The organism is Streptomyces kryoterrae (assembly GCF_054072135.1).
In genome coordinates this window covers 8,864,854-8,880,948 of record NZ_CM133358.1, presented here as the reverse complement: position 1 = coordinate 8,880,948, position 16,095 = coordinate 8,864,854, and the positions used below count along the sequence as shown (strand labels likewise).

At 71.7% G+C, this 16,095-nt stretch carries 8 protein-coding genes; 7 read left to right on the top strand and 1 reads right to left on the bottom strand.

Annotation, left to right across the window (positions count from 1 at the left end; genetic code table 11):
• Positions 1–105 precede the first annotated feature (105 nt).
• From ACW4TU_RS39505 to ACW4TU_RS39480, 6 genes are all read left to right on the top strand, one after another.
• Positions 106–1,668, top strand: a complete 1,563-nt coding sequence (locus ACW4TU_RS39505) for an acyl-CoA carboxylase subunit beta (protein ID WP_457430546.1) — start codon at positions 106–108, stop codon at positions 1,666–1,668.
• Positions 1,669–1,746: 78 nt separating this feature from the next.
• Positions 1,747–3,519, top strand: coding sequence for a fatty acyl-AMP ligase (locus ACW4TU_RS39500; protein ID WP_457421409.1), 1,773 nt, complete (start codon positions 1,747–1,749; stop codon positions 3,517–3,519).
• Positions 3,516–7,517, top strand: a complete 4,002-nt coding sequence (locus ACW4TU_RS39495; protein ID WP_457421407.1) for a beta-ketoacyl synthase N-terminal-like domain-containing protein — start codon at positions 3,516–3,518, stop codon at positions 7,515–7,517. The genes ACW4TU_RS39500 and ACW4TU_RS39495 overlap by 4 nt, the downstream gene beginning before the upstream one ends.
• 22 nt (positions 7,518–7,539) lie before the next feature.
• Positions 7,540–8,478: an alpha/beta hydrolase gene (locus ACW4TU_RS39490; RefSeq protein WP_457421405.1), complete on the top strand. Its 939-nt coding sequence runs from the start codon at positions 7,540–7,542 to the stop codon at positions 8,476–8,478.
• A 122-nt stretch (positions 8,479–8,600) separates the two neighbouring features.
• Positions 8,601–9,833 (top strand): PucR family transcriptional regulator, encoded by a 1,233-nt coding sequence (locus tag ACW4TU_RS39485; RefSeq protein WP_457421403.1) that lies wholly within the window; start codon positions 8,601–8,603, stop codon positions 9,831–9,833.
• Positions 9,834–9,916: 83 nt separating this feature from the next.
• A complete protein-coding gene (locus ACW4TU_RS39480) occupies positions 9,917–10,570 on the top strand; it encodes a cutinase family protein (protein WP_457421401.1) in 654 nt (217 codons plus the stop codon).
• Between the two features lie 109 nt (positions 10,571–10,679).
• Here the strand turns inward: ACW4TU_RS39480 and ACW4TU_RS39475 are convergent, their stop codons facing one another.
• Positions 10,680–12,413: a hypothetical protein gene (locus ACW4TU_RS39475; RefSeq protein WP_457421399.1), complete on the bottom strand. Its 1,734-nt coding sequence runs from the start codon at positions 12,411–12,413 to the stop codon at positions 10,680–10,682.
• A 463-nt stretch (positions 12,414–12,876) separates the two neighbouring features.
• Here ACW4TU_RS39475 and ACW4TU_RS39470 point away from each other — a divergent pair, with 463 nt between their 5' ends.
• Entirely contained in the window at positions 12,877–16,077 is a 3,201-nt protein-coding gene (locus tag ACW4TU_RS39470; RefSeq protein ID WP_457421397.1) for a glycoside hydrolase, read from the top strand.
• The last annotated feature ends 18 nt before the right edge of the window (positions 16,078–16,095 follow it).

Here is a 16,095-nt window from a genome sequence, read left to right as displayed (position 1 = left end):
GACGAACTCCGGTCCCGTGGGACTCACCTCGCGCACACAGAACGGTGATTGCCCCGGTCTCCTCCTTTGGCGCTGCCATATTCGAAAGCCACTTCGGAGGTGGCTGTGACGCTAGAGGCGACAACATCCTGGGCCACACGCCTGCCCGACCGCACCGCCGACCGCATCACCGTTCTGGAGAGCCGTCGGTCGCGGGCGCTGGCGGAGAGCGGGCCGAGAAGACGCGGGGAGTTCGGCGCCCGGGAGCGGATCGACCTGCTGCTGGACGAGGGCTCGTTCACCGAGACCGGGATGTTCGTCCGGGCGCGGCCCACCGGCGACGGCGCCCGCCGCCCGTACGGGGACGGGGTGGTGACCGGGCACGGCATGGTCGACGGTCGTCCCGTCTGTGTGTTCGCCCAGGATTCGACGGTCTTCGGCGGGAGCATGGGCGAGGCCTTCGGGGAGAAGACGATCGCCCTGATGGACCTGGCGATGAAGACCGGCTGTCCGGTGATCGGGCTCAACGACGGTGGCGGCGCCCGGATCCAGGAGGGTGTCGCCTCGCTCGCCCTCTACGCCGAGCTGGTGCGCCGCAACGTGCAGGCGTCCGGGGTGATCCCCCAGCTCTCGGTCGTGCTCGGGCCGTGTGCGGGCGGGGCCGCGTACTCGCCGGCCATCACCGACTTCACCGTGATGGTGGACGGTGCCTCGCACATGTTCGTCACCGGGCCCGACGTCATCGAGGCGGTCACCGGGGAGCGGACCAGCGCCGAGGATCTGGGCGGTGCCCGCACCAGCAACTCCGTCAACGGCAACGCCCATTTCCTCGCCGCCGACGAGGTGGAGGCCCTCGACACCGTACGGGACCTGCTGTCGTATCTGCCCGCCAACAACCTGGAGCGGCCCCCGCAGTACGCGCCCACGGCGCCCCCCGACGACGTGTGTCTCGACGAGGTCGTGCCGGACCGGCTCGGGCAGGCCTACGACATGCGGGACATCCTGCGCGCGGTCGTCGACGGCGGTGAACTGCTGGAGATCCAGGAGCTGTTCGCGCCGAACATCATCTGCGCGCTGGCCCTCGTCGAGGGCACCTCCGTCGGTGTCGTCGCCAACCAGCCGTTGCACAGTGCCGGAGTGCTCGACATCGACGCCTCCGAGAAGGCCGCGCGCTTCGTGCGGTTCTGCGACGCGTTCGGCATCCCGCTGCTGACCTTCACCGACGTCCCCGGCTATCTGTCCGGCGTCCGCCAGGAGCAGGCCGGGATCATCCGGCGCGGCGCCAAACTGCTGTACGCGTACGCCGAGGCGACCGTCCCGAAGGTCACGGTGGTGGTGCGCAAGGCGTACGGCGGCGGGTACGCGGTGATGGGCTCCAAGCATCTGGGCGCCGACATCAACCTCGCCTGGCCCACCGCGCGTATCGCCGTCATGGGCGCCGAGGGTGCCGTGGGCGTCCTGCACCGGCGTGAACTGGCCGCCGCCGCCGACCCGGAGGCGCTGCGGGCCGGTCTGATCGCCGCATACGAGAGCACGCACGGGACGCCCTACCTGGCCGCCGAACGCGGGTACGTCGACGCCGTCATCGCCCCGCGCGACACCCGCGGCCACATCTGCCGTGCCCTGCGCGCACTGCGCGGCAAGCGTGCCCCGATGCCGACGCGCAGGCACGGCAACATCCCCCTCTGAGCCCCGAGTCCCTGAGCCGCCCGAGCCGCCTGAGTTCCTGCGTTCCCGCCGTTCCCGCGCTGTGAGGAGCCATGCCCGATGGACAGCCGCCGCCCCCCGCTCGCCCCCGCCCACCGGAGTCTGCCGGAGTACGTACGGCACTGGGCCGAAACGATTCCCGACCGCCGGGCGTTCACCTTCGTCGACCATCCCGCCCCGCACTCGCGCGGCGTCCACCGCACTCTGACCTGGCGCCGACTGGACCTGCGGGTACGGGCGTTGGCGGGCCGCCTCGCCGAAGAGGCCGAGCCCGGCACCCGGGTCGCGCTGCTGTGCCCGCAGGGTACGGAGTACGTCACCGCCTTTCTGGCCGCGCTCACTGCCGGGCTGGTCGCCGTACCGCTGTATCCGCCCAGTCTGCCCGGGCACGGCGACCGCCTCGCGGCCGTGCTGGACGACGCGTGTCCGGGGGTCGTTCTGACGACCAGTCATATCTACGAACAGGTGCGGGACTTCTGCGCCCGTCTGCCGGTCCGGATCGTCGCCGTGGACCAAGTGCCCGACACGGTGGGGGACTTGCCGCCGGTCATGCCTGACCCCGATTCGGTCGCGTACCTCCAGTACACATCCGGTTCGACCCGTTCCCCGGCGGGCGTGGAGATCAGTCACGGCAATGTCGTCGCCAACGCCCGTCAGGCGCTGGCCGCCTACGGTGTGGACGAGCGGCCGGTGACCTGTGTGGGCTGGCTGCCGCTGTACCACGACATGGGGCTCGTCCTGAGTGTCGCGGCTCCGGTCGAACGGGGGCTGCTGTCGGTGCTCATGGATCCCGCCGCGTTCCTGCACGAACCGGTGCGCTGGCTGCGGCTGCTCGCCGCGCATCCGCGCGCGCTCAGTGCCGCGCCCAACTTCGCCTACGACTACTGTGCTTCGGCCGTCACCGATGCCCAGAAGAGGGACCTGCGGCTGGACCGCGTCGTCGCGCTGCTCAACGGCAGCGAACCGGTCCGCCCCGCCACCGCCGACCGCTTCCACGCCACCTTCGCCGCCCAGGGGCTGGCGCCGGACACCCACTGTCCGTCGTACGGGCTCGCCGAGGCCACCGTCTTCGTCAGCGCCACCCGGCCCGGGGAGCCGCTCAGCCGGTTCGCGCTCGACCGCGACGCCCTCGCCACCGGGAAGGCCCTGTCCGCGCGGGCCGACGATCCCACAGCCGTGACGCTGGCCGGCTGTGGGACTCCGGCGGGCCAGCGGGTGCGTATCGCCGATCCTGTGTCCCGCGCCCGGTTGTCCGAGGGGGAGGTCGGCGAGATCTGGGTGCAGGGTCCCAACGTGGGCCGCGGCTACCGGAATCGGGCCGAGCAGACGCGGCGGGTGTTCGGCGCCACGTTCTCCGACGACACGGCCGGTACCGGTCACTGGTTGCGCACCGGTGACCTGGGGACGTTCCTGGACGGGCAGTTGATCGTCACCGGGCGGCTGAAGGACCTCATCGTCGTCGACGGCCGCAACCACTACCCGCAGGACGTGGAGGCCTCGGTCCAGGACGCGGACCGCGCCGTCCGGCCCGACCGGCTCGCCGCGTTCGGTGTGCCGGGTGACGCCGGCGAGCACGTGGTCGTCGTGGCCGAGCACGTGCGGAGCACCAGCCTCGCGGAGGTCGACCTACCGGGACTGGTCCGTGCCGTGCGCGCGGCCGTCTCGGCACGGCACGGACTGCGGCTCGCCGATGTCGTCCTCGTGCCGCCGGGCACCGTGCCCCGTACCTCCAGCGGCAAGGTGGCCCGGGCGCTGACCCGGCAACGCTATCTGGCGGGTGCCTATACGCCGGAGTCGGCGACATCGGCGGAACCCGCGGAGGCGGGCGAATGAGGGGCGTCGGCGAGGGTCCGATACGGCGGCTGGTCGCCGAGCGGGTGGCTGCCTGGAGCGGTTCGCCTGCCGCGGACGTGCCCATGGACCGCCCGCTGGCGGACCTCGGTATGTCCTCGCGGGACGCGGTCGTGCTGGCCGGGGAGCTCTCGCGGGCTACGGGTCGTGAGCTGTCGGCGACCCTGCTGTGGGAAGCGCCCACCGGGGACGCCCTGGTGGCGTATCTGTGCCGCGCGGAAACGGCGACGGGGACCGGGAACGGTGCCGGGACCCGGGCCGATCCGGTGGACAGGCCGGCCCCTCCCCCGGCTGCCTCCGACGAGCCCGTCGCGGTCATCGGGGTCGGATGTCGGCTGCCCGGGGGCGTGCACGGGCCGGACGACTACTGGCGGCTGCTGACCGGCGGCGTCGACGCCGTCCGCCGGGTGCCCGAGGACCGGTGGCGCGACTTCGGCCCGTTCCCGCCCAACGACGCCCCCCTGTACGGCGGTTACCTGGACGACATCGCGGGGTTCGACGCGGACTTCTTCCGCGTCACACCGCGCGAGGCCGCGGTGATGGACCCGCAGCAGCGGATTCTGCTGGAGGTCGTCCACGAGGCCCTCGACCATGCCGCCGTCCCTGCCGCCTCCCTCGCCGGCAGCGCCACCGGTGTCTTCGTCGGTGTCTCCGCCGCGGAGTACGGCTCGCTCACCGGCGCCGACCCGGCGGCCGTCGATCCCTGGGCGCCTGCCGGCGGGGCGTTGAGCGTGACCGCCGGGCGGCTGGCGTACGTACTGGACACCCGGGGGCCGAGCATGGCCGTCGACACCGCCTGTTCGTCCTCGCTGGTCGCCGTGCATCACGCCTGTGTCAGTCTGCGCACCGGCGAGAGTGACACAGCGATCGCCGCCGGGGTGAACCTGCTGCTCTCGCCCACCGTCAGTGTGGCGTTCCGGCGGGCCGGGGCCCTCGCACCGGACGGGCGGTGCAAGCCGTTCTCGGCGGCGGCCGACGGCATCGGACGCGGCGAGGGATGCGTGGCCGTGCTGTTGAAGCGGCTGTCCGACGCCGAGCGGGACGGCGACCGCGTCCTCGCCGTCATCCGCGCCACGGCCGTCAACTCCGACGGCCGCTCCAACGGCCTTCTGGCGCCCAACCCCGTTGCCCAGAAAGCCCTGTTGGCCACTGCCTACGCTCGCGCCGGGCTCACCCCGGCACACATCGACCACGTCGAGGCGCACGGCACCGGTACCCCGCTCGGCGACCCGATCGAGGCGGGCGCGCTCGGGGCGGTACTCGGTGCGGGCCGCGATCCCGACCAGCCGCTGCTGCTCGGCTCGGTCAAGGGCAACCTCGCCCATCTGGAGTCCGCCGCGGGCATCGCCGGGCTGGTGAAGACGGTCCTCGCACTGCACCACGACGCCATTCCGCCGTCCCTGCACTGTACGGACGGAAGCGCCCTGGACGACGAACGGCTGCGGGTGGTCACCGAGTGCGAACCATGGCCGCGCTACGGCGGTACGGCCACCGCCGGGGTGTCCGGATTCGGCTTCGGCGGCACCAACGCCCATGCGGTACTGGAGGAATGGCGGCCCGACGCCCTCCCCACGCCCCGGGAGGAGGACCCGGCCACCCGCCTCCACCTTCTCTCCGACATCGACCCCGTCCGCCTCCGGGACACCGCGACCCGGCTCGCCGACTGGCTCGGTACACCCGAGGGCGGCGCCGCCCACCCCGCCGACGTGGCGCGCACGCTGGCCGGGCGCGTCGGACGGGGTACCGTGCGTGCCGCGGTCGTCGCCCACGACGGTGCCGAACTGGCTGACGGACTGCGGGCGTTGGGGCAGGGCGACCCTCACGCGCGGGTCGTGACCGGCGAGCGGGACCTCGTCGGGCGCGGGCCGGTGTGGGTGTTCTCCGGGTACGGCAGCCAGTGGGTCGGGATGGGGCGCCGGCTGCTGGCCGAGGAACCCGCCTTCGCCGCCGCCGTGGAGAAGCTCGACGCGCAGATCGCCCCGGAGTGCAGGCTGTCCCTGTACGAGCACCTGGCGGGCGGCGGTGACCTCGACCGACTGGAGGTCGCCCAACCCGTGCTGTTCGGGCTCCAGTTGGCTCTCGCCGAGCTGTGGCGCTCGTACGGTGTCGAGCCCGCCGCCGTCATCGGCCACTCCGTGGGCGAGGTGGCCGCGGCGGTGTGCGCGGGCGCGCTGGACGTGTCGGAGGCCGCCCGGGTGGTCGCCGTACGGGCCCGGCTGCTCAGCGGACTGCGCGGCGGCGCCATGGCTGTCGTCGACCTCGACGACGGTGAACTCGGCGCGCTGGAAAGGGACTTCCCCGGTGTCTGCGTCGCCGTGCACTCATCGCCCGGACAGAAGATCGTCGCCGGGGAGGAGTTGGCGGTGACCCGGCTCGTGCGGCGGCTGGAGCAGCAGGGTCGGACCGCTCGCGCCCTGCACGTCGTCGGAGCCGGGCACTCTCCCCAGGTCGAGCCCCTGCTACCGGAGTTGGCCGTCTCCCTGGCCGACATCAGCGGCGGGCAGCCCCTCGTCCCCGTCTACTCCACCGTCCTGGACGACCCGCGCGACGACTCCCTCTTCGACGCCGCCCACTGGGCGGCGAACCTGCGGCGGCCCGTGCGTCTGGACCGGGCCGTCGCGGCGGCCTTCGCCGACGGTCACACCGCCTTCGTCGAGATCTCGCCGCACCCGGTCCTGACCCGGGCCGTCCTCGACACCGCGCCCGGCGCCCTCGCCATCGGCACCCTGCGCCGCGACGCCGACAGCTCGGCCGGGTTCCTGACCCAGGTGGGCGCCCTGTACTGCGGGGGCGGGCGCCTGCCGTCGCCCCGGGGTCATGTGATCGACCTGCCCGCGCCGCGCTGGCGGCACGTCCGGCACTGGTGGACGGACGGGCGTGCGACGGCCACGACGGCAGCGGCACCCGAAGTGGCCGGCGTACCGGACATGTCGGTCTCCGGCCGGCTGTGTCAGCACATCGCCGCCGTCACCGGCCACCCGGTGACCCGCATCACGCCCTCCACCGCTCTGGCCGACCTCGGCCTGGACTCCCTGATGGCCGTCCGCATCCGCACCGCCCTGCAGGGCGAGTTCGGGGTCGAGCTGCCCCTGCGTGAGCTGCTCGGTGCCACCAGCGTCCAGTCGGTGGCCGACCACCTCCAACAGGCGCTTCCGGCCGGCAAGCCTGCCTACCCCCTGCGTACCCTGCACGCCACCGGTTCCCGGGCCCCGCTCTTCCTCGTCCACGCCGCCGGCGGCACGACGGACGTCTACCGGGCGCTCGTCGAACGGCTCGGAGACGAGCGGCCGGTGTACGGACTGGAACGGCTCCCGGACGCCCGTACGGTGACCGAGAAGGCGCGCCGCTACGCCGATGCCGTCGCATCCGCCCACCCCAACGGGCCCTGTCTGCTGGGTGGTTGGTCCTTCGGTGGCTTCGTCGCGCAGGAGACGGCGCGCCAACTCATCGCGGCCGGGCGGGACGTGGAGCTCGTGGTGCTCATCGACTCCGTACGGCCACTCCCCCGGCCCGGCGAGAGCCCGGCCGACCGGATCCGCGCCCACTTCGAGGGCTTCGCCGGTCACGTCGCCGACGCGTACGGGGGCCGGCTGGATCTTCCGTACGACGAGTTGCTCGCGATGGACGACGACGGCGAGCGCATCGACACCGTGCTGCGGGCCCTGCGCGAGGTCGCCGACGTACCGCCCACCGCCCTGGAGCACCAGCGCTCCTCCTACCTGGACCTGAGGATCGGCGAGGCCCACCAACCCGGGCCCTACGACGGGCGGGTGGTCCTGTACCGGGCCACCGAGCCCGCTCCGCACACCGTGCGCGACCCGGCGTACGAACGGGACGACGAGGCGCTCGGCTGGGACGAGGTGTGCCCCCGGCTGACGGTCGTACCGGTCGCGGGCCACCATCTGTCGCTGCTCGACCCGCCCTACGTCGACGAGATCGCCGCCCAGCTGCGGCGCGCACTCGACGAGCAGAGCCGCTGAACCGGACGACGAGGAGCAAGTCATGGCCCAGCACAGCACCGGAGTGTCCCGACGCACCGTCACCAAAGCCGCGACGGCCATCGGCCTGACCGCGCTGTTCGGCGGCAGAGCCGCCACCGCCGAAGCCGTGACCCGGCTCTCCGCCCGCACCCTGGACGTCTCCGTGTCGTCCCCCGCCCTGGGCCGCAGCGCACCGGTACGGCTGATCCTGCCGTCGAGTTTCGGCACGCAGACCGGGCGGACCTACCCCGTGCTGTATCTGCTGCACGGCGCCCACGACGACTACACGTCCTGGACCCGGGAGACGGACATCGAGGCCTTCACCGAGGGCCGGGACCTGATCGTGGCGATGCCGGACGCGGGGCCCACCGGCATTCCCACCGCCTGGCGCGGCGGCCCCGACTACGAGACCTTCCAGCTCACGGAGGTCCCCGCGCTGCTCGCCCGCGCGTACCGGGCCTCCGGTGTCCGGGCCGTCGCCGGGGTCTCCACCGGCGGCTACGGAGCGATGGCGCACGCGGCACGCCATCCGGGCGTGTTCGCGGCGGCGGCCTCGTACAGCGGCATCCTCGACACCATGGCACCCGGTGTGCCCCCACTCGTGGACGCCATCGTGGCCCGCGAGAACCTGGCGCCCCGCTCTCTGTGGGGCAGCCCTCTCCTGAACCTCCTCACCTGGCACGACTTCAACCCGCGGTCCCGCGCCGAGGGGCTGCGCGGCACCCCCCTGTACGTCTCCAGTGGCAGCGGGGTCGTCGGCGGCACCGGTGACTGGCTGCCCGAGGCGCTGGAGAGCGCCCTGTGGCTCTCCGCGCACGCTTTCACCGACACGCTCGCACTGCTCCGTGTCCCGGTCACGACCCACTACTACACGGGAGGAGGACACGGCTGGGCCTACTGGAAGGGGGAGTTCAGCGCGTCGTGGCCGATGCTCGCCAGGGGGCTGGGGGTGCCGGAGTGAGGCCGGTACCGTCGGGGCACGGAACGGAGCGCAGGGGACATCCGTCCAACCCAGGACTCGTCCCTCACCCCGCGGGCACCAGCCCCCGGGTGAGCCGCTTCCGGGTGAAAGGAGGGCCCTTCGTGGCGACCCCCGCCCCGCGCGACGCACCGGACGGCCCCGGAGCCGCCCCTGTACCACCCGAACTGGTCAAACTGCTGCGCGACCAGTTGGCGGCCGTCGCCGACGAGGTGGAGGAGGAGGTGTACAGACAGGTCCCGGAGTACGCCGCCCGGTCGGCCGACGGAACGAACCGCGCACACCTCAGATCGGGGGTGGTGCAGGCGCTCACCCTGTTCGTCGACCACATCGCCGACCCGCGCGCCCGGGGAGACTCGATCACCGCGATCTACCACCAGCTGGGGCGCGGCGAGGCACTGGAGGGCCACAGCCTCGAGACCCTGCAGTCAGCGCTGCGGGTCGGGGGGCTGCACGCCTGGCGGCTGCTGGGCCGTACGACGGAGGAACTCGGCCTGGACTCCTCGGTCATGGCGAGGCTGGGCGAGCTCGCGTTCCGGACCGTGCACGAGGTCGCCGAGGCCGCGGCGGCGGGCTACGCGGAGGGGCAGCTGCGCGACACGCACGAGCTGGAGCGCCGCCGGGGCCGGCTGCTCGCCCTGTTGCTGGGCGAGCAGCCGACCCCGGAGGCGGTGCGGGACCTGGCGCACGGTGCCCGGTGGTCCGTACCGCCGTACGTCGCGGTCGTCGTCCTGGCGGCCTCATCGGACCAGCGGGACGAGGAGCGGCCGTTGGCGGCTGCCGGGGCGCTCGTGGACATGGAGTCCCGGCCGCCGCGGATGCTGGTGCCCGACCCGGACGGCTCGGGTGGCTTCGGCGGCCGGGCGTTCACGCTCGCGCTGCGGGGGCGGCCGGCGGCGATCGGGCCGACGGTGCCGCTCACCGAGGCCGCCAGGTCGCTGCGCTGGGCCACCCGGGCCCTCGGGCTGATGGGGCGCGGGATACTCCCCCGGCAGGGGGTGGTGCGCTGCGCCGACCACCTGTCGACCCTGCTGCTGCACAGCGACGAACCCATGCTCGACCTGCTGCAAGGACGCGCTCTCGCTCCTCTCGACGCGGTCTCGGAGCAGCAGCGCGGGAGGCTCGCGGAGACACTGCTCGCCTGGCTGCTCAGTGGCAGCAACGTGCCCGATGTCGCCGCCCGGCTGCACATCCACCCGCAGACGGTCCGCTATCGCCTGCGTCAGCTGGAGAAAGTCTTCGGCGAGGCCCTGCACGACCCCGACAGCCGTCTTGATCTGATCCTGGCACTCACTTCGGCACAAAAAAACGAGGAATTCCTGAATTCCCGTCCATAACCCTCAGTGCGTCAACGCGAATACGTTCGGGATGTCCTTTCTCATAGGCGCTTGACCGCGCCACACCCGCAAAGGATCCCCCCATGCGTATTCGCTTCTGTCTCGCCGCGTTCGCACTCGTCGGCGGAGCCGGACTCACCACCCTCTCGGCGCCCGCCGCCACCGCCGCCGCACCCGCCGCCGCCTGCACCGACATCGACGTCGTCGCAGCTCGCGGCACGTTCGAGCCGGGCACCCTCGGCGCGATCGTCGGCGACCCGGTGTATTCCGCCCTCCAGCGGAAACTGACGGGCAAAAACCTGTCCAGCTACAAGGTGAACTACCCCGCGGACCTTTCCCTCACGTCGGCCGCACAGGGCAACTCGGATCTGGTGAACCACGTCAGGAGCCAGGCGTCCGCGTGCCCGAACCAGCGTTTCATTCTGGTCGGCTATTCGCAGGGCGCGAACGTCGTCGACAACTCCATCGGGATCAGCAGCGCCGGCGCGGTGGTCGGCAGTCCGATCGTGGCCACCATTCCCGCCTCGCTGGAAGGGAAGGTCGCCGCGGTGCTGCTGTTCGGCAATCCGATCCGGGCCCTCGGCAAGAGCGTCACCGGCACCTACCAGAGCCGCACCATCGACTTCTGCGCCAAGGGCGACCCCATCTGTGAGAACGGCGGGGGTGACGTGCTGGCTCACCTCGGCTACACGGCGAACGCCGGCGCGGCGGCCGACTTCGCGGCGGGCAAGGTCTGAGCAGTCTGAACCCGCAGCCGTACGGAAAGTCGTACGGGAGGCCGTACGGGAAAGGGCCCGGGAGGAATTTCCTCCCGGGCCCTTCTTCCATGGGAGCAAGCCGAGGGAGCTACTGGGGGTCGCGGGCGAACTCCGTGAGGCTCGTGGAGACGGGCTCGGGACGGCCGTTGTTCTGCGTGGGCGCGGCGGTCAGCACGTCGAGGTGCTGGTAGCCGTCGGCGACCACGGGATCGAGGTCGGCGGGGACCCGGCCCGCCAGCAGTCCGTCGCCCGCGAGGACGGTGAGCGTCGGGTTGGCCGTGAGCCCGTCGGGATGCACGATGAGCCGCTTCACCTGCGGGGAGGTGGCCAGTTCGAGGTCGGTGACCAGTTTGGTCGGGAAGTACTGCTCGGTGAAGTCGAGCGGCTGCCCGGCGAGGCTGCGGGCCAGTTCCTGGATGTCGGTGACCTCCTTGCCCGCGCCGGTGAACGGCGTCCCGTCCGCCGACCGGTACCCGGGGTCGTCCGGATCGCCGACGCGGTCGTAGTTCCGCCAGGTGTAGAGCGGCCCGTGCGGCCGGTCCGGGATGGCCTTGTACGCGGTGCCGAACAGCCCCGGCTGCTCGTCACCGCCGTTGGCGACGGGGAAGCTCTTGTCCACGATCGGGCCGCCGTCGAAGAACCCCACGCTGCTCTGCAGGAACGCCAGTGGTACGGAGTTGTCGTCCAGCAGTGCGCCGAGCACCGTCTCGTTGGTGAGCCGGAAGTCCTTCACCGCCGGTGAGCCCGTGAGGAAGGTGCCGGCGTCCTTGGAGAACAGGAAGCGGTTCGTCGCCTCGATGTTGACGTTGGCGGGCAGATAGGACGGCAGGTCGGCCTCACCTCCCGGGTTCCGTGTCGCGCCGAGTCCGGCGATGGCCAGCAGGGTCATCGTCTCGGCGTTGAGCAGGACCGGCGCGGACAGTGAGCGCGGCAGCAGTCCGCTGTCGAGCCCGGCCTGCACGACGCCGTATCCGAGGCCGATGTCGGGCAGGTTGGTGTCGTCCGGGATGCTGCCGCTCAGGTCGGCGAGCGAGGTGGAGACGGTGGTGTCGAGGGCGAAGTACCCCGCGCACTGGCGGTGTCCGGCGTCGGCGGTGGTGGCGGGGTTGCCGTCGAAGTCGGCGACCGAGAAGTACCCGGTGATCACACCGCCCAGGGAGTGCCCGCCGCACAGCACCTTCCGCTCGCGCACCCCCTGGTCGGGCAACTCGGCGGTGAGCAGCGTGTATTGGTCGCGGACGGTCTGCTCGATGCCGAGCTTCGCCATCCACCCGAGCTGGTCGTTGCCGACGAACCCGGCGAACGTACGGCCCGCGACCTGCTTGCCCCGGTAGTAGTAGTCGACGGCCGCGTGCTGGTCGCCGGAGTCGATACCGGTGTGGTCCTCCACGCAGTTGGAGCGCCGGTCCAGGGCCCAGAACTCGATGTGCAGGCCCCGTTCGGCAGCGCGCGCCACGGTGTTGCGGGCGACGCTGTCGAAGGCCCCGGCGCCCTCCAGGATGCCCGGCTGGGCGACGAGGATCCGGTCGGCGTCGGCCGATTCCGCGGGCCCGCCGGAGGAGCGGTAGCGCAGGTACGACAGCCAGTCGCACGCCGCCGGCCGGGTCCCGAAGGACGCCGGCAGGGGTGCCTTCACCCGGACCACCGTCTCGGTCACCCCGGCGACCGCCGTGCTCGACGACGCCACGGGCGCCTCGGTGCGCGTGCTTTCGCCGTGCGCCTCCGGGGCCACCGCGGTGAGCGTCCCGGTGGTGAGCAGCACCGCCAGCGCGGTGCCGCGCAGCCCCTTCAGGGGCGTCCCTCTGCTGCGACTCGTATGCATAGCCGGACCGTAGGACCGCGTGGACCACCCGATCAGGCGGTGCTCACAAGAACGCAGCTCCCGGTGGCGCCTTTGTCATCAGGCACCAACCCAACCGTTCTCGCCGACTGCCTGCAGTCCGTCGCTCACCATGGCGGCGACGATCGGGAGCCGAGGAGTGCATACGAGCCGCTTTGGCTCGACCCGTGGTCGGCCAGGTCGCGCAGGGCAGTGTCCGACAGCGACCTCCGGCCGCGGGGGCCTCCCGGGCTCGGACCACGCACGATGCGTGTCACCGCCCCGGGTCGAGAACGCCGGCGACCGGTACGCCCAAGACCGTGGACGAGTGTCCAGATGAAGGTGGCCGCCGCGCCAAAGGACATCGCACACCATCTTGACGTGTTCATTTTTGTCATCAAGCATGCCGTCAGCGCGATTCCTTCTGTTCGGTTCTGTTCGTCTCCTTGTCGTGGAAGGGAGTGCCGTGTCCCCTCGGCACAGCCATCGCACCGTCCGGGCTCTGGCCCCGGCGATCCCCCTGGTACTCGGCGCGGGTCTGCTGGTCCCACAGCCCGCGGCGAGCGCGGAAGCGGTGGCGCAGAACACGGTCACCGTGCGGATCGATCCGTCGTACCAGCAGCAGGAGTTCGAGGGCTGGGGAACGAGCCTCGTCTGGTTCGCCAACGCGACGGGCGGTTATCCAGAGCCCATCCGAAGACGTCTCGTGGACATGCTGTTCGGCGAGGACGGGCTCGATCTCAACATCGCGCGCTACAACATCGGCGGCGGAAACGCCCCGGACGTCCGCACGAACTACATGAAGGCCGGCGCCACCATGGAGGGCTTCTGGAAGGCCCCCGAGGGCACCACCCAGAAGGACATGGACTGGTGGGACCCGAACAACCCGGACGACTGGAACTGGGACGCCGACGCGAACCAGCGCTGGTGGGTGGACCAGATCAAGGACAAGGTGACCACCTGGGAGGCGTTCAGCAACTCGCCGCCCTGGTTCCAGACGGTCAGCGGGTACGTCTCCGGGGGCTTCGACTCGAACACGGACCAGATCCGCGCGGACCGTGTCGACGCGTTCGCCGCCTATCTGGTGCGGGTGACCGAGGAGATGGAGAAGCGGCACGGCATCAGGTTCGACACCATCGATCCGCTGAACGAACCCAACACCAACTACTGGGGTACCCAGTTGGGCGCAGACGGTCAGCCCTCCGGCGGCCGTCAGGAAGGCGCGCACGCCGGGCCGGCGCTCCAGCAGAAGGTCGTCCTGGCTCTCGACAAGGCACTCGCCGGGGCGAGGACCGACGCCACCGTCTCCGCGATGGACGAGACCAACCCGACCACCTTCACCCAGAACTGGAACGCCTACGGCACCGACGCCCGGGCCGCCGTCGACCAGCTCAACGTGCACACCTACGGCACCGGAATGCGCACCAGCGCCCGGGACATCGCCAAGGGCGCCGACAAGAAGCTGTGGATGAGCGAGGTCGAGGGCACCTGGGGTACCGGGTCCGACTTCACGAGCATGGAACCGGGGCTCGGCATCGCCACCCGGATGGTCGACGACATGCGTGAACTGGAGCCCTCCGCCTGGGTGTTCTGGCAGCCGATCGAGGACTCGATCCCACAGGCGGCGGCCGGCAAGAACTGGGGCAGCATCCACGTCCCGTTCGACTGCACGGCGACGGACACCCTGGAGACGTGCCCGATCAAGGCCAACTCCAAGTTCCACACCATCCGGAACTTCACCCACTTCATCCGCCCCGGCGACCACTTCGTGAAGACCGACGACGCGTCCACCGTCGCCGCCGTGAAGGCGTCCGGTCGTGCGGCGACGGCGGTGCACGTGAACAGCGGCACGACCGCGCGCTCCGTGACCCTCGATCTCTCGCGCTTCGGCAGGATCGCGCGGAAGGCCTCCGTCACGCCCGTGGTGACGAGCGCCGACGGCGCGCTGGTACGGGGTGCACCGGTCCGGGTGACCGACCGGTCGGCAACGCTCACCGTCCCCGCGAAGTCGGTGACGACCTTCCTGGTCGAGGGCGTCAGCGGAGTGGCGAAGGACGCCGCCCTCGTACAGCCCGGGCACGTCTACCGGCTCCAGGGCGCCCAGAGCGGCAAGTCGCTGGCCTCCTCGGACGACGGCACCGGTGTCGTCATCCGCACGACCGACGCCGCCAACCCCCAACAGCTCTGGTTCGTACGGCAGTTGACGACCGGCACCGAGAACCGCGAACGCTATGCCCTCATCAGCGCCACCACCGGGGGACAGCTCGCCGTGCGCGACAACGTGGCCGTCCTGGAAAACCCGGACCCGGCGGCCGGTGAACCCGACAGCGGCGCCCAGTGGATCCTGTCGACCACCGGCGACGGCACCTGGACGTTCGTCAACGCCGCCACCGGCCGTCTGCTCGACGTCACCGGGCAGTCCACGACGGACGGCGCCAAGGTGTCGACGTACACACCCACCTCGGCGGCGAACCAGCGCTGGGCCGTGCTCGACGAGACGGTGCTGCGCACCGAGCCCACGACGACGTTCACCGTCCCCGGTCTGCGGCCCGAGCTGCCGAAGACGGTGACGCCGGTGTTCCGGGACGGCGCCCGGGGCACGCTGCCCGTGGTGTGGGACCTGCCGTCGGACCGGGCCTGGCGCAAGGCCGGGACCGTGCGGGTCAGGGGTGAGGCGACCGACGCTCTCGGTCGCACGATCCCCGCGAAGGCGGTCGTCACCGTCGACACGATCGCCTCGACCCTGCCCGGCCGTGCCAAGACCTACGTCGGCGGGCAGCCGGAGTTGCCCGCCACGGTCGCCGGTGTCGGCGCGCACGGAGGCCGGACCGGCCTTCCGGTCACCTGGGACCCGGCGACCGAGGGGGCGTTCGGCACGACCGGGACCGTCACCCTGCACGGCGTCGCCCGGATCGTCGGCGGCGGTACGGCCGACGCGACCGTACGCGTCCAGGTCACCGAACCGGTGGCGACGAACATCGCGCCGGACTCGGACGTCTCCGTCGCCGCCACGTTCACCGAGAACGGGTACTCCGCCGAGAAGCTGCGCAACGGCGACCTGACAGAGAAGGCGTGGTCCAACTGGAAGTCGGGGAACACCAAGAACGCCTCCGACACCATCACGTACACACTGCCGAAGGCCCGTGACCTGAGCAGGGTCGTCGCGCACTTCTACCGGGACGGGTCCAACGCGTCCTTCCCGGAGAGCCTCAAGGTGCAGGTGCGGGCGGCCGGCGGCGACACATGGACCGACGCGAGCGGCACCGTCCCGGTCGGGACCGAGGGCGCGCAGGTGATCGACGTACCGCTGACGGCGGGGCCCGCTGCCGGGGTGCGGGTGGTCATGACGGCCCGTCAGGGCGGTTACCTCACCATGAGCGAGCTCGAGGTGTACGCCAAGTCGCCTGGTGTCGCCTCGGATTCGGCCGCCGCGTCGATCGAGGTGGCGGGCGTTCCGGTCGCGTCGTTCGACCCGGGGACGACCGACTACCGGGTCGCGACCGGCGATCCGGCACGGGCCGAGGTCACGGCGACGGCTCGCGACCCCTATGCGAACATCACGGTCGACAAGGTCCTCGAGCACGGCCGGACGCGGGCCGTCGTCACGGTGACCGGTGAGGACGGGACGCGGACGACGACGTACCGGATCACACTCGTACGACGCTGAGTGCACGCTCGGAGGGAG

Excerpts from the sequence above, each read along its gene's own strand:
- ACW4TU_RS39500 (WP_457421409.1), top strand. The coding sequence starts at position 1,747 with ATGGACAGCCGCCGCCCCCCGCTCGCCCCCGCCCACCGGAGTCTGCCG.
- ACW4TU_RS39495 (WP_457421407.1), top strand. The coding sequence starts at position 3,516 with ATGAGGGGCGTCGGCGAGGGTCCGATACGGCGGCTGGTCGCCGAGCGG.
- ACW4TU_RS39490 (WP_457421405.1), top strand. The coding sequence starts at position 7,540 with ATGGCCCAGCACAGCACCGGAGTGTCCCGACGCACCGTCACCAAAGCC.
- ACW4TU_RS39480 (WP_457421401.1), top strand. The coding sequence starts at position 9,917 with ATGCGTATTCGCTTCTGTCTCGCCGCGTTCGCACTCGTCGGCGGAGCC.
- ACW4TU_RS39475 (WP_457421399.1), bottom strand. The coding sequence starts at position 12,413 with ATGCATACGAGTCGCAGCAGAGGGACGCCCCTGAAGGGGCTGCGCGGC.